This window comes from Falcatimonas sp. MSJ-15, assembly GCF_018918265.1.
Lineage (GTDB): Bacteria > Bacillota > Clostridia > Lachnospirales > Lachnospiraceae > Falcatimonas.
On the sequence record NZ_JAHLQC010000002.1, the window covers coordinates 17,003 to 43,534 of the forward strand.

Annotated in this window: 14 protein-coding genes and 1 tRNA gene; 2 read left to right on the forward strand and 13 right to left on the reverse strand. The window is 32.7% G+C overall.

From position 1 onward, the window contains the following. Positions 1–116: 116 nt before the first annotated feature. The 13 genes from KQI85_RS01155 to KQI85_RS01215 all read right to left on the reverse strand — a co-directional run bounded on the left by KQI85_RS01155 (position 117) and on the right by KQI85_RS01215 (position 24,503). Positions 117–5,963, reverse strand: coding sequence for an Ig-like domain-containing protein (locus KQI85_RS01155; RefSeq protein WP_216574218.1), 5,847 nt, complete (start codon positions 5,961–5,963; stop codon positions 117–119). A gap of 32 nt (positions 5,964–5,995) precedes the next feature. Continuing rightward, positions 5,996–6,418 (reverse strand): hypothetical protein, encoded by a 423-nt coding sequence (locus tag KQI85_RS01160; RefSeq protein WP_216574219.1) that lies wholly within the window; start codon positions 6,416–6,418, stop codon positions 5,996–5,998. A 102-nt stretch (positions 6,419–6,520) separates the two neighbouring features. After that, positions 6,521–8,266 carry a serine/threonine-protein kinase gene (locus KQI85_RS01165; RefSeq protein WP_216574220.1) on the reverse strand — a complete coding sequence of 582 codons (1,746 nt, stop codon included), beginning with the start codon at positions 8,264–8,266 and terminating at the stop codon, positions 6,521–6,523. Then, positions 8,266–9,048: a PP2C family serine/threonine-protein phosphatase gene (locus KQI85_RS01170; protein WP_216574221.1), complete on the reverse strand. Its 783-nt coding sequence runs from the start codon at positions 9,046–9,048 to the stop codon at positions 8,266–8,268. The genes KQI85_RS01165 and KQI85_RS01170 overlap by 1 nt, the downstream gene beginning before the upstream one ends. A 334-nt stretch (positions 9,049–9,382) precedes the next feature. Further along, the gene (locus tag KQI85_RS01175; RefSeq protein WP_216574222.1) at positions 9,383–10,843 is read right to left on the reverse strand and encodes a DUF6382 domain-containing protein; all 1,461 of its coding nucleotides are present in this window, start codon (positions 10,841–10,843) and stop codon (positions 9,383–9,385) included. 13 nt (positions 10,844–10,856) lie between these two features. Continuing rightward, a complete protein-coding gene (locus KQI85_RS01180; protein WP_216574223.1) occupies positions 10,857–11,858 on the reverse strand; it encodes a hypothetical protein in 1,002 nt (333 codons plus the stop codon). A gap of 409 nt (positions 11,859–12,267) precedes the next feature. Continuing rightward, complete coding sequence (locus KQI85_RS01185) at positions 12,268–17,898, reverse strand: pectinesterase family protein (RefSeq protein ID WP_216574224.1); 5,631 nt, start codon at positions 17,896–17,898, stop codon at positions 12,268–12,270. A 686-nt stretch (positions 17,899–18,584) separates the two neighbouring features. After that, the gene (locus KQI85_RS01190; RefSeq protein ID WP_216574225.1) at positions 18,585–19,775 is read right to left on the reverse strand and encodes a pyridoxal phosphate-dependent aminotransferase; all 1,191 of its coding nucleotides are present in this window, start codon (positions 19,773–19,775) and stop codon (positions 18,585–18,587) included. Positions 19,776–19,935: 160 nt separating this feature from the next. Further along, entirely contained in the window at positions 19,936–20,205 is a 270-nt protein-coding gene (locus KQI85_RS01195; RefSeq protein WP_253293706.1) for a hypothetical protein, read from the reverse strand. 210 nt (positions 20,206–20,415) lie between these two features. Beyond that, positions 20,416–20,487: transfer RNA gene (locus KQI85_RS01200), tRNA-Gly, on the reverse strand. Between the two features lie 474 nt (positions 20,488–20,961). Then, positions 20,962–22,224, reverse strand: a complete 1,263-nt coding sequence (locus KQI85_RS01205; protein ID WP_216574226.1) for an L-rhamnose isomerase — start codon at positions 22,222–22,224, stop codon at positions 20,962–20,964. A 12-nt stretch (positions 22,225–22,236) separates the two neighbouring features. After that, positions 22,237–23,634, reverse strand: a complete 1,398-nt coding sequence (rhaB, locus tag KQI85_RS01210) for a rhamnulokinase (RefSeq protein WP_216574227.1) — start codon at positions 23,632–23,634, stop codon at positions 22,237–22,239. Between the two features lie 329 nt (positions 23,635–23,963). Next, positions 23,964–24,503 carry a hypothetical protein gene (locus KQI85_RS01215; RefSeq protein WP_216574229.1) on the reverse strand — a complete coding sequence of 180 codons (540 nt, stop codon included), beginning with the start codon at positions 24,501–24,503 and terminating at the stop codon, positions 23,964–23,966. A 316-nt stretch (positions 24,504–24,819) separates the two neighbouring features. On the opposite strand from KQI85_RS01215, the gene KQI85_RS01220 reads away from it, so the two are divergent. Then, positions 24,820–25,608, forward strand: a complete 789-nt coding sequence (locus KQI85_RS01220) for a PHP domain-containing protein (protein ID WP_216574230.1) — start codon at positions 24,820–24,822, stop codon at positions 25,606–25,608. A 40-nt stretch (positions 25,609–25,648) separates the two neighbouring features. Continuing rightward, complete coding sequence (locus tag KQI85_RS01225) at positions 25,649–26,509, forward strand: patatin family protein (RefSeq protein WP_216574231.1); 861 nt, start codon at positions 25,649–25,651, stop codon at positions 26,507–26,509. Positions 26,510–26,532 lie beyond the last annotated feature (23 nt).

Below are 26,532 nucleotides of genomic sequence, written 5' to 3' on the forward strand. Positions count from 1 at the left end.
CCAGATTTTGGTTATTTTGTATTTTTATATTATTTCAAGATATTTATGATACTGTTATTTGTATCTTTTTATATCCCATTAAATACTATGTAAGTATTCTTTATATCTTTTTGATATTATAATTCCTGCTTATTGCGTCTTTTTCTGCTTTTTACAAAAAGACATATAGCAATAAGTACTGCTGCTGATAATGCAACTGTCGTTCCGATGAATAATTGTCTGTTATTGACAAATCTTACCCATGCACTTGTTGATACAAGTACATTATTAACTGCTACTCTTTGCTCATTACCTGCCATATCTACAAGAACAACTTCAACATCCTGTCTTTTTGCCATATCGCTAATCTCAAAATCAAGTTTACCATTCTCATAGATCTCATTAAGCATATCTACATTCTCATTCTCATCTGCATGTTTATATAATTCACCATTCACATATACATATATACCTGCTATTCTAAAGTTATCTGAGACTGTGAGAAGTACATTCTGTTTTCTGCTCTTATATACTGCATTATCTTTAAGACCTGATACAATACATACAGGCTGTGATTTATCAACTGCAAATGTTACATCTGCACCTTTACTAGAAAGATTATTCTCTGATACATTCTCAGCTCCGTCTTTTGAATGAACGATTACAGTATATGCGCCTTCTGCCACGAAGTTATTCTTATATATTGTATATGTATATTCATGCCAGCCATCACCTGTAACTGCTTTATTGATATTATAATCTTTACCCTCTTCTAGTGTCCTTACACTTCCATCTCTTACAAGTTTTACTCTTATACTGTCATTGTCAAGCTCTGTAACATTAATCTCATGGATAACAATATCTGTTTCTTCTTTGATATATTTTTTTCTGATACGCTCTGTATTAGTGTCAAATTTGTAGGTTGAACCATGTCTGTTCACTGAAAATTCAATATTTTTCTCTGTCTTATTACCTGCTTTATCACTTACTGATACATTAAGAATGTATATTCCATCTTCTACAATGTTATCAAATGTATATATATTATCTCCATTGTTCTTCACAGTATTACCTGCAAAAGATATTACTTTTCCACTCTTATCTGTAAGTACTATTATTGTAGAATCATAGTTATTATCTGATGTAGTAATAACCGGTGCTACAACTTCAGTATTATATGCTACTCTATCTGTTATTCCATCTATTCTAAGTTCTGGTGATGTCATATCTATGTAGAAATCATGCTTATCTGTCCTTATAGCAGTTCTTCCTGCCATATCTGTATATCCTGCTTCTATCTCGTAATAGCCATCTTTGTCAAATCTTACAGTTGCTATATGTCTGTCACCATCATTTACAAAGTTTACATTGTTAAGTATTGTTCCATTAGCTGTAATTCGCATATCAACATCTTTTTCATTAAAATTATGTTCAAGTATCGTTATTACTGCTGTTCTTCCTGCTTTATAATAATTACCATTAACATAATTGTTGTTATCAAATGTTATCATAATCTCCGGATCTGTGAGATCTATTGTGAAATCGTTAGGAGCTGTACTGCCATTATAATTAGTCTCTTTTGCTGCATTACCTGCCATATCTGTATATGATATACCAAATGTATAATCTGAATTATCATTATATTCAATAGTCATTATATGTCTTGTATTATCCGGATTCTGTATATCAGTATATGTAATCCAGTCACTCATATATGGTTTTTTCCCTGATGAGGATGTTATGTCAATATTCACGTCGCTTTCATCAAAATTACGTTCATATACTGTTATTGTAGATATTCTTTTTGCGTTATAATATCTGTCATTAATCACATTATTATTATCATATTCTACGTTAATTACAGGCTGTGTAATATCAATCTTTAACTCTTTTATCTCTGTTATTACATTACCTGAATTATCTGCTGCTGTAACTTCTACTCTTATATTGTTACTATTGTTAAGTTCTGAATCAACTATTATTGCCTGACTGAATTTTTGTTTCAGATCTTTTTCTTTTGGTTTTTTATTAGTATTCTGATATAGAACTTCGCTTTGTGTAATAATCGCATCGTCTTTTATAACTTTGTATGCAACATAATTAATTCCTGAATATGAATTATTGACTTTCTTATCTGTTATAGCAATATCCATCTCAATATCTGTATTATATATTCCTTTTGCCGGTTCTTTCATTGATATTGCCGGTGCTAATCTTTCAACTACTGGTCTTTCTTTATCAATGATGATACCATTAGTATTAAAATAGTATATATTGCCTGCTTTATCTTCTGACTTTGCATATATTATGAATCTCTCATCCTTGTCTACTGTGAATTCCGAATATTCTTTCCATTCAGTATCTTTCTTAGCTTTAAGTTCATCAAGTGTCATCTCTTTTTCTGTTTTTATATATTTTATATATAAGATTCCTGATATATTATCACTACATGCAATCTTAATATCAACATTATCTCTTGTCCACATTCCATAATCTATCATCTCTTCATATCCGGCAAATGAACCAAACTGTCCTGCACTTATTACTCCTGACGGAGATGTCTTATCAAAAGTAAGTTTTTTAGTATTGTTCTCTTTATTCTTAAGTCCGGCTTTGTCACTACATTCAATATCAAATGTATAATTACTCTCTGTATCATAGATAATACTAGCTCTGTATACATCTCCGTCTTTCTCAAATCTGCCAATTGATGGCATTGCAAGTTCAGCACCATAAGCATCTTTTGATGTAATTGTTATCTTAACTGCATCTTCATCAAAGTTCTTCTCTTTTACAGTAATCAGTGCTGTTGCAGGCATATTATAGTAATCTATTCCATCTTTTTGCTTAATATAACCATCCTTACTATACTCAACTGTTACAACCGGATTAGTAGTATCTATAACGAATTGCCATGGTGCTTTTGAGTAACTTACCGGCTCATCATTCTCATGTCCGGCTTTATCACTACATCTTATATTAAGTGTATAATCTCCATCTTTTTTGAATCTGATATAAGCTGTATGAATAGAACCATTGTGTCTCCATTCTGATATATCAGCTTTCTCACCATTTGCTTCTGATATATTAACTTCAACTGTTGACAAGTCAAGATTATCTTCTTTTATCGTAACTGTTGCCTGTCTCTCTTCCTTAAAATATCGTTCATTACTACATTCGTTATTGTCATATTCCACTGTAATCTGTGGCCCTTCGAGATCAATTATAAAATGTGCCTGTGTCTCTCCTACCGACATATTACCTGCCATATCCACACTACGCACTTCTACTTTGTACTCACCTGCATGTGCAAAATGAAGAAGCATCACATGTTCATCTGCGTATGTATCAACATGACTCTCATACTCCTTGTCATTTACATATACAACTGTGTCTTCACTATTATAATTTTTCTCATGTATCGCAAGTCTTATATCAACACCACTGTCAAAAAATATTATTCCGTCACTTTCTCTTCCTTGGCTGTTATAGTTAAGCTTAACCTGTGGATTAGTCTTATCTACAACTATCGTCTTATTATATACTGTATCATTACCATGTGAATCTATAGCTGTAACTGTTATATTATATTCCCCATCCTGAACAAATATATATTCATAATGAGCTTTATTCCCATCAATATTAATATTCTCTGTTGTTCTATCTGAATTATCTTTTATAACAGTTATCTCAGCCTGCACAATGTCCTGATTATCTGATATGTCTGCAACAAAACTTGTATCATTATTATAGTATACTCTCTCTGTTTCTTCTCCATTAACCATTGCCACTATCTCAGGTGCTGTGATATCTGTATTCACTTTTAGCATTGTTGTTGCTATATGACCTGTCGCATCAGCAGCTTTTATAATATACATTCCGTTATAATTCTCATAAGGTATATCTATTGTAGCTGCATTATTATTATATTCAGCTTCTCTCTCATCTTCTGTGATATTACCATCTTCATCACATTTTGCATAAGTAACACTTACTATACCAGAACCTTCTGTATAGTATTCTCTATCTGTTCCTGCATAAGCAATCGTACCATAATCATATATTCCAAAAGTTACTTTAGATGGAAACTTAATCTCCTCTTGCATCTCTTTAAATACCGGTGCCATCTTATCTATCTTAATATCTATTATATCTTCGCCTGCTACCGGATTGAATTTGAAAAAATTAGTTATATCAAAAAATCCTCTTTTATTGTATATATAGCAGACTCTTTTACCACCTACAGTTTCCACGTATTCTGACATTATCGGTGTATATTGTCCATTTGGATACATAAAAGAAAACTGTTTATTGTCTGATATGCTTTTTACAATAACATCACTTGTATACCATTCTGATTCTTCATTATATCTCGTTCCGCTAATCATAAGATATTCATCAGCATCTACACTATTCTTCTGCGTTCTATATATTCCTGTATTCTTACAGCCTGAATAATTATCATATATACTCACATATACCTTTTTACCATATTCAATCTTATCAAGTGTAAGCATAAGTGTCTTCTTATCTTCCGATATCTCATATCTGTATTCTGCATATCTATCATCACTTGTGACATTCCATTCAAATGCCTCACTGCTTGCATCCTGTGGTGCAATATCAGCTCTAAACATATATACAACTCCCGGTGCCGGAATTATCGCATCTGCATTGGATTGTATTATAATCTGTTCTGCTTTTAGCTCCTGCATCTGAATATCAATATATAATCTGTTCTCGCTTTCTCTTGCCGGTACAAAGTATATATACTGGCTGCCATCTTCATCTGTCTTAATCTTTCTGGCATAGTCAGTATCGCCTATTACTAATCTACTTATCTGTTTACCTGTAATGTGTCTAATCTCAATTCTATCTCCATACTCTACAGATGCATATTCATATTCTCCTGTTGTATCATTCTTAACTGCATTAAGATTTATACATTCATGAACATCTTCTCCATCAGGCATATACATAAGATGGTATTTTTCTCTTGTCACTGCAACTACACATGTTGTATCTTCATCTGCTGTTATTCTGTCATAATATATATTGTCGATAACCATATCTGTATATTTATCAGAATCTATCTTAATTCTATAATTACCGCTCTGATATACTGATGTGAATTCTGCATAATATCTGCCTGTTTCTTCATTATATATAAGATTGTCTGCCTGTACGTCTGTTGTATTAAGTGCCTGTGATTCAAGTCTTATCTTCATAAGATCTGTCTCATCAACTCCATCTACAACAACTTTTACTGTCTTTGTCTCAACCGGATATAACATTATCTCAACTGTTTCATCTTCAACTCCACTAAGACGTATTATTCCTTCTTCGATTGTATATCCAATCTTATATATTCTGTATGTATATACTTTTTCTTCATCTTTATTACACATAATCTTAATATCTGCTTTTCCGGCATGTGTAATTAATTCTGTCTTATCTCCATCTTCTCCTGTAAGTTCAATCACAGCTCCATCTAGTCTATCTTCTTTTGAATCCCATGAACTAAACTTACCATTCTCATCTGTAAATCCTCTTTTTATACTAAAATTAATTGTCTTTTCTATCTTAATATCGCTTTCTTTAGTCTCTTCTATAGTTTCTTCTATTATATCATCTTCTGTTTCTTCCTGCGTTGATTCAATATCTGTATCAGTTGTTATCTCTTCTTCATCTGTAACATCACTGTCTGATATATCCTCATCTGTCTGCTCATTATCTTTTACTATATCTTCATCTGTATTCTCTTTGATATCTTCACTACTTGCTTCTGATATATCTTCCTGTTCGTTAGTATATTCTTCACTCTGCCATTCGTTATCATTATTATCTATTGTATCTGATATCTCATCTGCTTTAATAATAATCATATTCTGTGGCAGCGTTGTAACTGTAATGGCAGCACATAGCACAACTGCCATAGTTTTTTTTATTTTCTTATACATTTCATAACTATTGTTTTTTCTCATCTGTTATCCTCATTTCTAATATATAACCCTTATTAATACTCTATAATCTCTCCTGTATGTATAATCACGATATTCTTTAACATAACAAAACTATCCATATTGTCTTTAAGAACCATTGTTGCTTCTTCATCTTTGGCATCAACATGATAATCATCTTGTAAAAATACTGTATCTTGTTCAATATCCTGTTTTATGTCTGTAAGAATAATTGTTGATATATTATTATTCTCATGATTCTTTTTTAGATTTTGATATGAATCTTCTTTTTTAACAAAGTTATTCTTTTCTCTCATCTGCTTAATCTGTTTCTTCTTAGTACTTCCTGTCATCTCTCCTATAATTACAGGTATCTGACATTTAAAAAATAATATTATTGACATAATCATAAAGATTCCTGCTATCGTATATCCACCTATTGATATGTCTCTTAATACCGATACTGTTGTATTATTCATTATTAATTCTCCACATATTCTGTTATATTGCTATCATTGATTTTCAACATATTCTGTTTTATTACTCATCATTATTTTTTAATATATTCTGTCATATTGCCATCATTGATTTTCAACATATTCTGTTTTTTCTTCATTTTCCATATATGCAAGTTCTACTGATTCTATAGTATCATCTATCTTCTCTATAATTGACTCTTTCATCTCTTTTGTCAGTTGTGCTGACGTATCTGTTGTTTTGGTAAGTTCGCTTACATTATTACACAATTCTATTACACGTTCTTTTGGCACTTTATCTGTACAGAATTTACCTGCTCTTGCATTAATAGAATTCATTACAAGGCGATATACTTCAAGACATACTATCTCTGTTTCATTGTCTTTTTCTGCCATATCAACCATCTGCTCTAATCTCTCAAATAAAGCCGCATACATTCCATAATCACAGCCTTCTATAACCGCTTTATCTATATCTGTATAGAACTGTCCTATGTCTGCATATATCTGTGCCATATTTAATTCTTTTTGATTTTTTATATAGGATATATTTTTCGAATCTGAATTATTACCTGATGCTTCTCTAAACCACCCTGTCGCAGCTTTCATCCTTACTGTCTGATTATCTGCATTATCACCATCTGAAGATGCATAATCATAGTAATACCAATATAACTTTCCTATTTGGAATGAAAGTTTTAGATAGTCTTTATTCTGTTTTAATTCGGAATTATGTTCATTTACTACTGAGATGAATTCTTGTTCTTCTGAAAGTGAATATATATAATCACTCTTATAGACTTCTATAAGTTCTTCATAGGCTTTTATATCCGATGGCTTAATATCTATTGCCTGATAGAGATATTCTTTTTTCTTATCTGCATTATTTTCTTTTTGTGCATGTTCTACTATTACATCATAATTAGCATTATTGGCACTATCGGCATATATACTACTTGCAATACCTGTTGTAAGTCCCATGATTGATATAGCTGTAGTTGTAACAAATGCTGCAAGTTTTTGTTTCTGTCGTCTGGTATATTCATCATCAATCTCTTTGTAATGGTTAAGATCATATAACATCTGTGCACATGACTGATATCTGTCATTAGGATCTGGCCTTGTACATTTTATAATTATCTTCTCTAACCCACCAGAAAGAGCAGGATTCCATCTTCGTATCGGATATATCTCATAAGGTTCTTCACATGGACTTTTTCCTGTCACAAGATGATATAATGTAACTCCCAGACAATATACATCTGTTCTTGCATCTGTCTGACCTTTACCTCCAAATTGCTCAGGTGCCGCATATCCTCTTGTCCCAAGACTTACTGTATCTGAATTATTATTTTCTTTATATTCTCGTGCTATACCAAAATCAATAACTTTTATCTTACCATCCGGTTTTAGCATAACATTAGATGGCTTCATATCTCTATATATTACTGCCGGCTGTCTGGTATGCAGATAATCAAGTACTTCACATAATTGTTTTGCCCATTCTATTACAGTTTCTTCCGGTTGTGGTCCATATTCTCTAAGAATCTTACTAAGCGTCTCTCCCTCAATATAGTCCATAACTACATATATCGCTTCATTATCTTCAATAATATCTACAATTCTTGGAAGTGCTGCATGATCTAATTTTTTCATAAGCTGTGCTTCTGCTAAAATACTTTTCACTACTATCGCATTATTGCTATTATGCTTTTCTTTTCTAATCTCTTTTATCGCCCACTGTTTATTAAGTCTCTTGTCCATTGCAAGATATACAGTTGACATTCCACCCTGCCCTATCTTCGTAAGTATCTCATATTTTCCATCTATAATTTTTCCATTTTGCTGCATCACTTATCCTCCATCACCGGTCTTATAAGAATAACGCTTATGTTATCTCTCTCTTTTCTCGCTTTATTGAGTTCTACAAGCTCTATCGCTTTTTGTCTCATTATATCTTCATCATTACATACACCAGGCTTAAGTTCTCCATGCAATTCTTCTGGTCTTATAGTATGTCTAAATCCATCTGAACATACCATATATAATACTTCTCCTGTTAATGTTCCTGTCGTATAATCCGGCTCAACATGTCTTGTAGCTCCAATACATTGCAAGAGAATATTTCTTCTTGGATCTGTCTTAGCTTGTTCTGCAGTAAGTAATCCACGTCTGACTTCTCTTCCTACAACAGTCTGATCTTCGGTGATCATTCTAATCGTATCTTCATCAATAATATATGCTCTTGAATCTCCAACATGTGCAACTATATATTCTTCTTCTGTAAAAAATATCGCTGTTAATGTCGTTCCAAGACTTATACCATTATTCTCTCCATATTCAATTATTCTGTTATTAAGTTCGTCTATCATTGCACTGAATGAATTCCTGATTCTATCCATTGTAATATCATGTATTATAAGTGGTAACTCGTTGTCAAACCAATAACTGAATCTTCTTATTACTGTTGCACTGGCAAGCTCGCCCTTTTTAAGCCCTCCCATTCCATCACAGACAACTGCAAGAAGAATATTACCTATATCTGTTTTAGCTGATTTTATACATAGACTATCCTGATTCGTCTCTTTTATAATTCCGACATCTGTATGCAACGCTGTTAAAAATTGTATCATATATTTTTTCCTCTTTCTAAAGGGTATTAGTTTATTTGATATTTTTATCTTATGACATTATGATTTATGCTCTTTTATTATTTATGCTCTTTTACTATTTATATTCTTTTATTATTTGATATTATAGTTTCTGACTTTCTAATTCTTGTGATATTATTAACCTTTTTATTTTCAATTCTCGTGATAATTATTATTTATGTTCTTTTATACATAATTATTCCCAGGGTATGTGTAAAAATATATATCCTGGAAATAATTATCATTGTATGCTCTATATTATATGTCATATTCTCAGTATACTGTCAAAATCATATTTTATATACCAACAATACAATTAACCTGCAATCTTGAACTCAAATTCTTCATTCGCAAGCTTTATTCTTGTACCATCTGTAATCATTACTCTTATCTGACTTGCTATCTGGTTGCCATCTACATAAGTATGATTAAGTGAATTATTATCCATAACATAATAATTACCATTATTCATAATAACCTCTGCATGTGCACGGCTTATAGCAGGATTATCTGCTATACAATAATCAGCAAAATTTATCTCTTTGCCAATCTTAAATACCGGCTTATTAATATATATTATCTCATTATTAGATAATCTTATAAGTCTTGGCATCACATCATTAAGTCTCATTACGTTATTTGACATATTATTACTATAATCATCATTAAGCACTGTTGTTGCCTGCTCATCTGTATCATAAGCATCTTCATTCTTTGATTTGTCTTTATGCTTCTTTTTGTCTTTTTCTTTATTCTTGTGTTTCTTAAAAGCAAATCCAAAAAGACCTTTTTTCTGATTGGCTTCATCTTCTTCTAAGTTGTCATCACCCGGATAATCTATATTATTCTCAAGCTGTACATTCTCTTCAAAATTAAAATTCTGCATATCAGCTTCATTATAACCATTATAACCATCAGCAAGCTGATCCTGCTCATACATCTTAGAAAAATCATAATCATCCTTCATAGTATTATTAGCTGTTAAACTATCTGAATCGTTCATACTACTGTCAGAAGACACGCCTTCCTGTCTTAATTCTTCATTCTTAGTAACGTTCATCATATTCTCAATATGACTTATAGTCTCTGGATTAACAACCTGTGTTGGTATAACTTCCTGATCTTCTATTCCTTCATAGAGATCTATCTCATCATTATCATCACCATTCATATTAATGAGAATTCCACCATCTCTTATGTCACTATGTGCACTGTCTGCTATATTATTACTCTCAATCTCCATAAGTTCATCAATCTTCCTTGCAATCTCACACACGCTTGCTTCCTGATTCTGGTTAAAGTAATTAAGCAGTTCAACAACATAGGTTATATCCTCTGACATATCAAAACGCATATTAACCAAAAATTCTTTAAATATGTCACAAAGATTACCATGTTCATAATTCTTAACCGGCAGACATAATATTCTTGCATTGCGTCTGCTATCTATGTATACATTATCGCTTTCTATTATAAAATTGTTGTAATCAAGCATATACTCTTCAGCATTCATAAGTGCTTTACATATATCTCTGTATAATCCAAGCAAAAATCTTCTGTTAGTAATTCCACCTGTATATTTCTTCACATCTGTACATTCTGTAATATCATACTGAAGTACAAAGCAATTACCATTGTCTATTACATTAACCGGAACAACTCCATCAATAATATTATTGCGTATCATTCCAAGAACAAATGAATCTTTCTCTTCTTCACTCAAATGGTAAATAACATATTGTCTGTCATTCATACATTCTGTTTTTAATTTGTTCAACTATTGCACCACCCTATAAAATATTATCAAGGAACTTCATACATGAAATCTCGCTAACACATTCTCTGACTCCAGAATTCTCGACCATTTTGATACCACCAACTGTAGCGAATTCTGAATTATCTGCATAATGGCTATTCTGCCCCGTAATTCCATTATATACAATTCCTGTCTTTGACATCATATATGCCATATTATTATCTGCATCTTTAAATGCACTCTCAACTGCATTAACTGCATTAACACCTGCTATTGTACAAGGTACAGTTATCACAGTTTTATTACATAATTTTAATATATCTTTTGTAAAGTCACTGTAATCAAAATCAATATCAAGTATTATGTATTTATACACATTAACATCAATAATCTTCTTGATTCCATTAATTATGCTCTCATTATAACTGTGTGCAAACTTCTTCTTAACATGCAGATAATCAACTCCATAAGCTGTACTGCCTGTTAAACCACATTCAAGATATGTCTCCATTGTATAATCTGCTGATATTCCAAATGCCATATCGCCACCACCTGCATTCTTCATGCTGATAACAAGTGATTTCTTACCTTGTTCATTGGCTCTTACTGCACATGCATGTGCCAATGTTGTTGTTCCGGAATATGGTAAAGCTGACAAGAATACTATAAGCTGTGGAGGCATAAGTTCAATCTCTCTCTCAACTTTCTTCTTCTCTCTAAGTGCATATAATTCAATAAACTGCATATGCATATTCTCAGCTTTTTGATATTTGGGGATTGTTGGAATTCCATTATTAACTGACTGTACTGTATCTTCTGTCAATATTGTTATAAGAACAAATTTATCATTCATACCTGCTTCGCATGCCATGCATCTCTCTGAAATAACTGCAATATCTATCTCTTCCGCACTATCCAGTTCTTCACAGGAATTAAATGTTGAAATCAGAAAATCTTCTTGATAGTTTTCTTCAAAGAAATGTTTAACTCTTGCTGCAAAATCGTATTCGTTATCTACTATAGCGACCCTAATCATATCTAATTTCTCCTAAATATAAACTTTTTCAACTTTGTAATAATACCATACAAATTCATAATAAAAAATAGTACATTAGTACCTATTTCCATTTTTTATCCATACCTTTTTTATAAGCCAAAGTGTAGAGTGTAAAACTTGAACCAGTGCCAGAGCCTACTATGCAAGATTTACTTTTATAAGCCATAGTATAGAGTGTAAAAACCACTACCTTAGTTCACCTATGCAGCCAAATACTTAAGTATCATATACTCAAGCATCATATACTTAAACTGACCTGTCATCAAAAAAAGTACACCATAGCAATTACTCACTATGGTGTACTCTATATATAATTACCTTCTCATTGTATTGTCTGCTTATTACTAATAAACACTTAATAATTCATTAGTAATGCAAATAATATATATTATCTGAATTTGAAACCAAAGATTTTTTTGAGAATTGTCACTACAGTTTTAACAACTGTTGTTACTATATCTTTGATTGTATCTTTTATCTGATCTATGATATCACCTTTGTTATCATCATCTTTTTTGTCTGTATCTACAAGCTTTGATGTATCAACTGAAGAAGTACCTGTCATTCTTGCACCTGCATCTGCCGGAGCTTTGTCTGTAAGTTCAAGTAATCCATTCATATTAATTGTACCATCTGCATTTCTTGTTGGAACTTTGCTTGTATCAAGACTTACAAACCAGTCATCTGCTACAGCCACCCCTTCTGTATTCTTAGATGTCTGAGTCTGTGTATCCCAATAATAGTTATTAGTTCCATATACTTTTGTCTCATCCTGTGTTCCTCTTAATTTAAGGTTCTCAGCTACATTAGTATTGCTTCTGTATGAGATGATTCCTGATGCACTAAAATCTGTATTAGCCGCATCATTAGTATATAATGCAACGTTGAATGATTCATTATTAAATGATGTACAGTTCTCTACCTGAATATCAGGACAACTGTTTGAATCAATACCTTTGCACTTATTATCAAATGCAACACAGTTAATAAGTCTGTGATGACCTGAGATACTTGAACCACCAAGTTTGAATCCGTTACCATTACCTGCATCAACATCTTTGCCTTCTGCATCAAGTACATATCCGTTCTTGTATGCTACTGAATTCTTAACAGTTACCATTCCGATTGAACCTGTCTCAACCTTTGCGAAAAGATCCCAACCGTCATCTGCATTATAATATGAGATACATCCATCAAATACTACATTGTTACCAACTGTTAACTTAGCTGCAAAACCGTCTGCATCTTCATAACCTTTATCTGCATTAAGGTATGATGTACAGTTAAGAATTAAATCATCTGATGGCCAATCTTCAAATTTATCATAAGTCATATATCTGCTTATCTGAATACCTGTATTACCATTCTTATAAGCATCAATTCTGTCTAATGTACAGTGACTTCCTGATAACTGAATACCTTTTTGTGCATCTGCTGATTTAGTTACATCAAATCCATAGAAGTACCAGTAATCACCTGCAAGTACCATACCTGCACATGCTGAATTAAAGTCAAATACCGGTCTTTCTGTTGCCTGTGGATCAGCTATCATATAGATTAATGATCCTTCTGTTCCGTCTACGCCTCTGTTTGTAACGATTGTCTTGTTAAGGTTATATGTTCCACCTGCAAGAACAATCTTCTGTCCTGCTCTCGCATATGCTACTGCTGTATAGATATCAAGTGGACTTTCTTTTGTACCATTATTAGTTGCAAGGCCCTCTGGTGATACATATACAATATTAGTATCTGTAGAGAATGTCTTATATGTTACTGAATGTGCAAATGTTACTGCATCATATGATGTTAACTTCTGATGTGCACCCGGTGCATAATCTGCATCTGGTGTAAATGTTATGCTATAATCATTAACACCTTCTGTAAGTTTTACTGCTGTTACTACATTAGTATTAGCTTTAACTGCTTCATTCTTAACTTCATTACCTTTTGCATCTGTAATTACAAGAGTACCATCTGCATTACCTCTGAATGTTAAATCGTAATCTTCTTTACCTGATGTTGTTGGTGATGTTACTACATAAGATGGTGTAACATAAGTTGTCTCTTCTTCCTCTGCAGGTGCATCTGTTTTTGGATCTGTCACTGTTAATTTGACATCACTTACTGTTATTGTTGCATTTCTTGAAGCAAAGAAACCAATATAAATGTTATCTTTATCAATCTGTGTAAGGGCATCTCTTGAAAGGTCATAATATAATTTTGACATCTCATTGCCTTCTTCATCTGTATAAGTTAATACATATCCTGTATTATTTCTTGCTATTGTTAAATTAAGTGTTGTTAAAGGATTAGCAATTGTTCCTGTTGGAGCTGATTCATTAGTATAATTGCCAATAAGGTTATATGTTCCTGCTCCGCTTGCTGCACATATTGTCTCAAGTGTTGACATCTTATGTGAGAATACGCTTGCCACTGTTCCATCAGCTATATTAGCTGTTGTAACACCTTTTTTCTCCTGTGCTCCGATACCAAGTTTCATTGACATCTTAGCTTTTGTTGTATCATCTGTAATACTCTGTGTATCTGCGTCATAATAATATTCTGTCTTAGTTGCTACTGCCATATATGCGTTGTTCCAGAATGTTGTTGCGTCACCATTAGTTCCAACTGCATCAGCTGCCATAAGACCAAAGCCTTCCTGTCCATTAGATAATGTCCAGCTGTCTACTGTTACTTTTGCATTTAATACAAAATTTTCTTTATCTGCATCGATTGCTGTATAGTAGAATGCAAGACCATCTGTTGATGCAGGAACAAGTTTACCTTTTGCATTAGTACTTGCCACTGTTACTGTTCCATCAACATTCTCACTATATGTATTAGTTGATGCGTTAACACCTGTACCGAATGCTGCGAAGTTCCAATCACGTTTTGTAAACTCATTGTCATCTTCTTTTGGTTCTTCAATCTCTGGTTCGTTAGCATCAATCTTAGTTCCGTCAGGTAATGTTATTGATAAATCTTCACCTTCAAATGGCTGCCAGTTACCAAGGAATGCTCCTATACTGATAGCTGTACCATCTGATAATACAGGTGTATCAAGTACTTTTGACCAATCTGCTCTTGATGAACTATTATCAACTCCTGTAAGTTCGTATGTACCATATTCATATGATAATGGTGATGTTCCTCCAAGTGATGAATTCCATCCTTCTTCTTCAACAAGTGAAACTCCCTGTGAGTCTTCACCTATTACTGTATAATAATATACAACTTCTGAAGTATTAGCACTCCATGGTCTTCCAAAATATCCTGCTTTTGATACTTTTGTTGATGCTGTATCAACGCCTGGAGTTGTTGATGTAATATTACAGTTATACATCAGGTATCCTCTTCCTGAAGCCTGCTGTGCTGCTGTAATATATGCAACATCATTAGCTGAATCACTTGTATTTAATACAAGGTTACATTTAAAGAATACTGCTGTCATTCCACCAAAGATATAATCTGTCGCACCAAGAATATCACACTGGTTGAATGCTACTGTTGAATTCTTACCGCCATATAATGTATCCTGTCTTCCGATAAATTTACAATTATCAAATGAAGCTTTCTTTACATTATCTGTTACTGCAAGAGCTGCTGCTCTTTCTACATATGATTTGTCCTGAACTGCTGTTGAACCTGCTGGTAATGAGTTTCTGTCTCCTTTGCTTCCTGCACCTTCAACAACAATATCATTTGCTTCTTTTTCTGAAATATACTGGTTGTATGAGTTCTCAAAGATGATTCCATCGGCACTGAATCCATCAGCTTTGATAACTGCTGTTGCATTCCAATAACTTCCATTAGTTGTACCTGAACCTGGATTAGCATATGAATAATATCCATTTTCTTTGTTAACTGCTAATACTTCTTCATCATATTTGCAGTCACTTCCCATACTGTAGTAATAATAACCATGTCCGTAGTAAGATGTGATTCTTACTGCATTATCAGCGATATCAACACCTTTATTAATAACTTCAAGGCTTGGATTCTCGCTTGCGTTCTTAAGAGTTACATTGTCAACATCTACAACTATCATCTCTTCATAGTTGCCTGGTTCGATATAAACTGTTACTCTCTCATCATCTGTTCTATCCATTGCTCTTATTGCATCAAGAGCATCATTGATTGTTGTATAATCACCATTTTTACCTACTGTAATCTCTGATTTATATTCAAGAACAACAGGTTCTGTGATTTTTTCAAATTTAACTGTTTTTGTAACTGCACTTCCATTAACTTTTAAGTTAGATGTAAGTTTCTGTGTATAACCGTCTTTTGTAATTACTACTTTGTATACGCCATCTCTTAATGAGATATTGTCTGTTGATGTAAATGTATATACATATCCATCTTCATTTAAATTAGTGAATGTAATTTCTGAAACTGTGTTATTATCAACACCTTCAAGATTAAGTGTTACATCATATTTTGTTTTTTCTTTAAAGTTAATATCGATTGTCTTATCTGTCTCTGCTGATAGTACTGATGTATCTGCAAATTCATAATCATTAACATTGCTTGCAACAATCTTATATTCAACACCTTTTTCAAGGACTGCTGTATATGTATCTCCATCAAGTACGAATGAAGGTATATATATATTATCTGATTCTAATGTAACTTCAAGTTTTGCAAGCGCATCACTGTCAAGTCCTGTAACTTTACCTGTTACTGTAACAAGTTCTACTGCATTAACTGCTACATCAAATGTTACATCTTTTGCATTCTTTGCAATCGCAAGAGTCTTATCACTTGCAATAACATATCCATTAGCATTAACAAGTGAAACATTATAATCATACTGTTCATTTAATGAAACTGTATATTTACCATCTACTGCTTTAGCTGTTGTAACTTCACCTGTCTTAGCATTCTCAAATGCTATCTCACAATTAGAAAGTGTTGATGGCGCTGTTACTGTACCTGTAACTTCTACTGTTTTAGTATGTTCTCTGTATGCTCTTGCAAGTAATAGTTTTTCATTAGATGAATAAACTTTATATATTCCGTCTTCTGAAGCATAGAAATTTAAAACTGTTCCTTTTTCGCTTCTGTCATATACCTGTGAATCAACTTTACCACTTGGTGATTCAACACATATATTAGAAGCACCACTGTTAGAGCTTACACAAAGTGTAAGAATATCATTCTTCTGTAATCTTATTCCTACATATACATCTGATGTTGCTGACTTATTAGAATAGATATATCCTGTATAAGTTACTCCACCAAATGTTAATGACTTATCATCATAATGAGTAAGATTCGCATTAGTTGTTCTTAATCTGTGTGTTGATGAATATCCACCATCATTGAATAAGAAATCTTCATTACCATCTTCATCATATACTGTGAATGATGGAAGTTTTGCTCCCTTTGTTCCTGCTGCAACTCCTTCATAGAAGCCATTAATAATATCTTCTGTTAAAAGATTATTATATTTTGTCTCATCTAACTGTTCGGCACCAAGATCCCAGACATCTATCTTATCTTCTTTGGCTACTTCTTCTCCAGCTTCCCCACCAGGTTCAGTTGTTACCTCATCAGATTCTTCACAAAGTGTTGCTACTTCATAAAGATACATCTGGCTTGTTGCTGTTAATGTCACATAACCTGCGCTTCCCTCGTAAGTATATGTGTAGTCATCAGCATCTGCTGCCATACCATTAATCTCATAACCATGATAACCAGGATATGTCTTAACTGTAACTGTCCCTTTACCACTTACTGGTATGTTAAGTACTGTTCCTGCATTAATCTGTGTGTCTCCCTGTGTTCTTGCACTACACTTGCCACTTGTCGCATCAATAATAATTCCGTCAAATTCACCAGTTGTTCCTTCTACTGTCTCAGCAAAAGCTCCATCCTGGCCTCCACGGAAATTCCATACTTTTGATACCACTTCACCTGCATAAGCTGTAATCTTATTAGCAGGAATCATTCCTACTACCATTACTAATGCAAGTATAATGGCAAGAAAGCGTCTTTCCTTTCTTCTAAGCTTCATTATATTTCCTCCTTGTCTTTTTGATTTATGTACTACTTAAAAATAATCATATTCAAATATGAGTATTTTTAATGTAAGTACTTTCAAGACAAGTAAATTATGCTACATTTATTATAATTAGTCAATCACTTTTTGTATACTTTTAACAAATTTGGCATTACACACAAGTTTAAATATGGGTTTTTGTGAATTTTTTATAAACATTTTTTAAATTTTTTCTTTAATTTATGTAATAAACTAAATTGTTTTTGTGATTGTATACATGATTCGAGTACCAGTTTTTCTTAATCCAGTACTCTTTTTGGCTTGATTTGGTTATTTTTAAGTATTTATATTGGTATATTTTTATGTAAGTGCTTACATTTTGCTTACATTTTTTATATTTCAAACTTTTATTTATATGTTTTTTTATGTCAATTTTTCTGTGATACTTTCATTAATTATAATCTATTTTTCATATTCTATAGACGATCCCACTTAGTCAGGACATAGATAATATACGATTTGATCAGTGTATAGATAACCCTGCTTATTTAAATCCAATGAGATAATTGTATACCCACTATATTTTACAAATGAATGCCTTTAAATACGAAAAAAATCAAAAAAAGACACTTCTAATATACTCACATTATTTTGTATATTAGAAGCATCTGATTTTATTCAAAATATAATTCTAAGATTCTCTATCTTCCATATTCTTCTTTTACAAATTTCTCGAGTGCAACAAGACTTCTCTCAACTTTTTCTGTATCTATACAATATGCCATTCTAAAATATCCTTTTACTCCAAAGCTGTCACTTGGTACAAGAATCAAATCATATTTTCTGGCTTTCATGCAGAATTCGTTAGCATCTTCTTCTAATGCTTTAGGGAAGATATAGAATGTTCCACCTGGTTTTACAACTTCAAATCCTAATTCAACAAGTTTATTATATATAAGATTCATATTAGTCTCATATACAGACAGATCACTTGTCTTATCAAGAACTTTTGAAACTGCAAGCTGTATACTTGATGCAGGACAGTTATGACCTATACCACGACTAATCTGACTACATATAATTGCAAATATGTCTGCATCTGTTGCTTTTGGATTAATTGCAACATATCCTATACGTTCTCCAGGAAGACTAAGGCTCTTAGAGAATGAGTAACATGATATGCTATTATCATAAAAAGCACTTACATAAGGTGCATCTGCTCCTTCAAATATAATCTCTCTGTATGGTTCATCACTTATAAGGAATATATCATGTCCATATTCTTTTTCTTTTACTCTAAGTATATCCGCAAGTTTCTTAATTGTATCTGTTGAATATACAATTCCTGATGGATTGTTAGGCGTATTAATAAGCACAGCCTGTACATTAGGATTAAGTGCTTCTTCAAATAGTTCAAAGTTAATCTGAAAATCTGTAGTATTAGCTGGTACTACTACAAGTTTTGCTCCTGTCTGGTTAATATACTGATTATATTCAGGAAAATAAGGTGCAAATGTAATAACTTCATCACCGGGTTTTGTAACACCTCTTACTGCATGTGCAATCGCACCTGCTGCACCTGATGTCATAAATATATGCTTAGTCTCATAATCAAGCCCAAATCTCTCTTTAAGACTCTTTGCAACTCTTTCTCTTACAAGTGTATTGCCAAGCGATGGACTATATCCATGTATCGCTACCGGATCTTCATTCTCAAGCATATCTATAAGTACTTTTGTAAAATCTTCATGTACTGGTACACTTGGATTACCAAGACTGTAATCAAATACATTCTCATATCCAATCTCTTTTCCTCGCTCTGTAGCAAATTCACTCTGCATTCTGATTACAGATTTGCCATTCAACAACTTCTTATATTCCTGATTTATCATTCCGACAATTCCTCCCTTATGTTCGCAAAAAATTCTTAACATATATGTTACTCATTATTTATGTATATTGCAAGCACTTTGTTTAATGTTTTGCACTATGTTAGTGATTATCAAGCCATCAATACGTTATTTGGCCTGCCTTTTTATGATTATATATGTATTAGTTTTCATTCGCTCTGATAATTATTATATCTCTCATCTTAAGAACTGTATCTCTCTGTGGAAGAACTGACAAATCATCACGCAATACTAAGAATATAGAAAAACCTGCACTTATAATACCAGTAGGTATCGCTACAACACCTACGCCGAGATATGCGATACATATAGCCATTGCTCTTCCAAGTGTGGTTATAAATATATTAAAACATCTGCTTATTGTATTACTCTTATCACCTATCTGTATTATATTGAATATTTTTTTCTTCAATTACTTCACCCCACATTATCATTTTTCACATAAATATCTCCAATCATTCTAACACGTTTTAATATACTATTGACATTCAACTATACTATCACCAAATGCAAATGATACTAAAAAAGCAGGTAATATAATCTGCGCCATATTCTATAGATGTCCTACAAAATATTACTTATCATCTTACACTTACCTGCTCTTATATTCAAATATAAAAAAAGCGCGAGACGGGAATCGAACCCGCGACCCCCTCCTTGGCAAGGAGGTGCTCCACCGCTGAGCCACTCGCGCATATCGTGTCCGCTGAACACAAGTGATATGATACACTATCAAACATGTATTGTCAACACTTTTTTATTTATTTTTTTAATCATTTTTTTAATGCTCATTTTTTTAATCTCTAAATTGCTCCTCTCTAAATCGCTTTAAATGTTTAAATTCGATTTTACTACTTTAATTTTACCATTAAATTTTACTTTTTCTTCTGTTAATGAAGATAAAAGCAACCGGAGTATCTATACATTGTATAAATTCTTCCGGCTGCCTCTTGTGTGTGGTAGGGTAAAATTATAATTATCTTTTAGGTCTATTGCCTTTTTGTCTTTTGTTTTTGTCTTAGATTTTATCTTTTGTTCTTACATTACATTTTATCTTCTAGCTGTATATTATTTTCCATCTAGCTTATTAGTATTTCATTTTCTTACTTTTATTTGCTGTCTTTACATTTTTGCATTTTGTTTATCACTTTTGTATTTTATCTCTTTTTTATCTTTTTAAAAGAACATCTTTTTCATATTCTTTTACTTCATCAAGCCATTCAAGACCAACGCCTTTGTTATTCTTAGCACAGTAATAATCCCATACAAGTGAGAATGGTGCTGCTTTGAATTCTTCCTTAAATGCAAGTCTTGCACTTACATCACCTGCAGCTTCAATCTTCTTCATCTCATCAACCGGCTGTAGCAAAGCTTCAAGAATAGCCTTTCTTGTATTTCTCATGCCAATTACCCATGCTGCAATTCTGTTAATTGAAGCATCGAAGAAATCAGTCGCAATGAATGTATCCTGTAATTTACCAAGTTTTACAAGTTCGGACATTATTGCTCTTGTCTCATCATCAAAACTTACTACATGATCTGAATCCCATCTTACAGGTCTTGATACATGAAGAAGAACATTGTTGCTAAAAGTATATATTGCAGCCAATTTTGCTGATACTACTTCAGTTGGATGATAATGGCCTGTATCAAGTGTCATAATGATATGATCTTTATTAGCTTTCATCACATATCCCATGCAGAATTCATGTGAACCTACTGTATAACTTTCAAGACCGATACCGAATACTTTTGATTCAATACCATCAATTACACCTTTTACATCTTTTGTAGCTTCAAATACTCTGTCATAACTGTCTTTTAATCTTAGTCTTGGTCCTATTGTATCAATCGGGAACTCCTTATCTCCATCTGGTGTCCAATGATTAATTACGCATGGTTTACCTGTTCTGTTTGCAAAATATTCACCAATCTTTCTACATGCAATACCATGTCTTATCCAAAACTGTCTTACTTCTTCATCAGCTGATGATAATGTTCCATGTTCACTCTTTGGATGTGAAAAATATGTAGGATTAAAATCAAGTCCTATTCCTTTTTCTACAGCCCAATCTGCCCATTTTTCAAAATGTTCAGGTCTTATTGCATCTCTGTCAACAAATGTATCTGCTTCAAGATAGCTTGCATGAAGATTAAGTTTTAATTCGCCTGGTATGAACTTCATAGCTTCTTCGATATCTTTTCTTAATTCTTCACCATTAGTAGCCTTACCAGGATAATTACCTGTTGTCTGAATACCTCCTGATAATGCGGCATCATCTTTTTTCTCAAGACCAGCTACATCATCACCTTGCCAACAGTGCATTGATATCGGTGTTGAATCCGCTATCTTTATTGCTTTATCAACATCAATTCCATATTGTGCATAATATTCTTTTGCCAATTCATAGCCTTTTGTTATATCGTACATTCTCTAATCCTCCTATATTTCCCTTATATCAAATGACCTTGCTACTGCTCTTCTTGCTTCCATAAGTGAGCCATATTCTCCCGCTTTTAAAAGTTGAGACATTATATTGCCAAGTGCTGTTCCTTCTACCGGACCTGCGAATACTCTTTTATTAGTATACTTCTTAGTAAGTATATTAAGATATTGATCCTGACATCCACCACCAACAATATGAAGTTTCGAATATGTCTTTCCTGTAACCTCTTCTATCTCTTTAACTGTATCTGCATAGCTCTTTGCTAAAGAATTATAGATTACCGCAAGCACTTCAGAAAGTTCTTTTGGCACTTCCTGTTTAGTATTCTTACAATACTCTTTAATAGCATCTGCCATATTAACCGGTGCTAAAAAGCTCTGGTCATTAACATCTACAACTGATTTAAAATCTTTTGCCTCCTGAGCCATACTAATCAGTTCCGGAAAACTGTATTTTACTTTTTGTTCACGTCTTACAGACTGTAACATCCATAATCCCATGATATTCTTTAGGAAACGGAATCTGTAATCATATCCACCCTCGTTAGTAAAATTATATTTTTTACTCTCTTTTGAGCAATCAGCTTCACTTCTCTCAATTCCCATTAATGACCATGTTCCTGAACTTAAGAATATAAAATCTTCATCTTCTGAAGGAACTGCCATAACTGCTGAACCGGTATCATGTGTTGCCGGAAGTATGACTGTAAGATCATAGCCGACTTCCTGTTTGATTGCATCTGTCAACGTTCCAACTTCCGCCTTTGGCAGATTAAGTTTACCAAACATCTCTCTGTTTAATCCAAGACGTTTAATTATCTCATCATCCCAGTCTTTCGTCTTTGCATTAACAAGCTGACCTGTTGTTGCATTGGTATACTCATTTTTCTTAACTCCTGTTAGTAAGAAGTTAAAATACTCCGGAACCATAAGAAAAGATTTTGCCCTCTCTATATACTCTGGATTGCTAAGTTTAATCGCATAAAGCTGGTATATCGAATTAAATATAGCTTTTTGAATTCCTGTTCTCTCATACAACTCATTCTCTGATATAACCTTGTATAATTCTAAGTCCACCCCGTTTGTCCTCGAATCTCTGTATGCTACTGTATCTCCTAACACTTCATCATTCTCATCAAGTAATACAAAATCAACACCCCATGTATCTATTCCCATAGTCACAGGTACTTTTCCAACTTTTTTACATTCTCTCATTCCATTAACAATCTCTCTAAAGAGATGTTCAAAATCCCAGCACAAATGCCCTTTTTTATTAATAAGTTTGTTCTCAAATCTATATATCTCCTCAAGAATAATCTTACCATTCTCCATGTGTCCAAGGATATGTCGCCCACTCGATGCTCCAATATCCACTGCTAAATAATACTTTTCCATCTTAGTCCCCCTGACTATCTATAGTATTATATTTATTATTTTGCAAAACATAACCATGGTTCTCTTATTAATACTAATAAAGATATTTCAATATGTTTTGCAACTTTCCTTCATTATACATAGTAATATTGCATAAAAAAAGGACGTAATTTGCATTCTTTTACGTCTTTTTTTGCATTACGATATTCATTTTGAATTTAGTCTTGTAACATTTGTATATATTGTAATATTTGTATATGCTGTAACATTGGCATATACTATAACATTTGTATATGTTGCGAAATTTGTATATACTATAACATTTGTATATGCTATGAAATTATACTCTTTTATCCAATAATCTCACTGACAAACTTACGCATATTCTCCTCTTCTCCTTTTCCAAGCTTTATCTTTCTCACATCTGCTTTTTCGTTATCTATTCTCTTATCAATCTCTTCAAAATCTGCTATTGATGCTTCTGATGTACCTGTTAAGAATATGCCAATCTTATTCTTTGCAAATATGCAATGTTCAAGGTAGAACAAAAGGCTCTTTGAAACTGCACCACAATATACAGGTGAGCCAAATAAAATTATGTCATAATCAGACATATTATATGTAACTCCTTTATTAGGATAATTAACAGTAACCTCATATCCATTCTTCACAAACACATCAACTGCTGCCATAACCATATTGTATGTTGTATTATGTTTAGACGGCTGATATATTATAAGTGCTTTAAGTCCAATATCCACACCATATTTTTCTTCCTTAGGAACCATAAATCTGTTATTCCTGTTTATATAGCTTGCTAACCAAAGCATCACAACTAATAAAATTATCAAAATAGCAAGTATTATATCAAGTATTATAGTCAGAGCCATAAAACTTCCCCCTCTTTTTCTTTAATTGCATTTATAATTTTTTTATAATCATTCTGTAAAAAATCTCTTTTTAGCATATAACTTTTTTGTCATTTTGTCTATATTAATCTTCAAAGCTAAGCATTTAATCGGCATTTTTCATTATTTCAAGCTTATATTTTAGCATTAGTACTGATTAATCACCCTATTATTTTATATATTATTCATCTTTTTAATTTGCTTGTCAAAAAATAAAGGTATATAATATTATCGTTGAAAATAATCCCGGCTTTACATTAGCAATCAAAATAACCCATTTGATAAGGAGGAGCTTTTTATGAAATTTGATATGCATTGCCATACCAAAGAAGGTTCTATCGATGCAAAAGTTGATATAGAAACTTATATTAAAACACTTATAAACAAAGGTTTTGACGGAATGTTAGTTACTGATCATAATTCATACAAAGGTTATGAGAGATGGAAAGAAATCTCTTCTAAACTCTCATTAAAGAGACCTTTTACTGTTCTTAAAGGTATTGAATATGACACAAGTGATGGTGGACATTTTATAGCCATTTTACCTGATAATATCCATTGTAAACTTCTTGAACTTAGAGGAATGACTCTTAACGAACTCGAAAAACTGGTTCATAGCCTTGGTGGTATACTTGGTCCTGCACATCCATACGACACCGGGTATTACGCATATATGAATACAAGTGCATACAAAAAGAGTCCTGAATCTCTTCATCGTTTTGATTTTATAGAAATATTTAACTCATGTGCTAAACCACTTGCTAATCAAAAAGCATCAGAACTTGCCAAAAAACTGAACAAGACATTTTTTGCCGGTTCTGATGCACATCGTATGTCAGTTATTGGAAGTGCATTTACTGAATTTGAAGAAAAGATTCATTGCAATGATGATCTTATATATGCTGTTAAAAAACGATGGCAGACAAAAGCAGGCAGCCATATTATGGAAAGTCTTCACAAAAATGTTAACATTATTATTGAGAAGCTTGGCATCGGTGGTTACTGGCTATATAATAAATTTGGTGCTTTTATCAACAGAAGAAAAAGACGTATTGAAACACTTAAATTAAAACATATTTTTAACTAATTAATACTTCTTCTAAATATATATTACTGGAGGTTATATCATGAAACTTGGAATAGTATTTGAAGGTGGAGCATTGAGAACTACATTCTCATGTGGTGTTATGGATGCTTTACTTGAACTTAACATTATGGCAGATTATATAATAGGTGTATCAGCAGGTGCATCTTACGGTGTATCATACGCATCCGGACAGATTGGACGTAACTACGATATAATCACACATTATACTCTTGATAAAAAATATATGGGACTTAATAATCTTCTTAACCCTAAGAACAGATCTTACTTTGGACTCGATTATGTATATGATACGATTCCTAACAAATTAGTTCCTTTAGATTATAAAGCTTTTGAACAGTATCCGGGTGAATTCTATGCAGTTGTAACCAACGTTGAAACCGGTAAAGCAGAATATCTTCCTGTTGACCGTAAGGATCATACTCATCGTATTCTTCGTGCTACCTGTGCATTACCATTAATGTTTCCTATCATTAATATTAATGGCAAATCATACATGGATGGTGGTATATCCGATTCTATCCCTTATGAAAAAGCACTTGCTGACGGATGCGACAAACTTATTGTAGTTCTTACAAGAGAACGAGGTTATCTTAAATCTACTGATTCAACAGTTAAAATTGCTACCAGAAAATACAGAAAATATCCTAATTTCTGCAAAGCTATGCTTGATCGTGCTGATAATTACAATGCCGCACTCAATCATCTCTTCGAACTTGAAAAAGAAGGAAAAGTATATGTTATAACTCCAACTTCTACAAAAGGATTCAGTCGTGTTGAAAAAGATCTAAATAAGATTGAAGCATTATATAAAGATGGCATTGACATTACTAAAGCACAGTGCGATGCTATAAAACATTATATTCATGCGAACCACCATTAGTCTTATCAAAAAGCCTAATACAA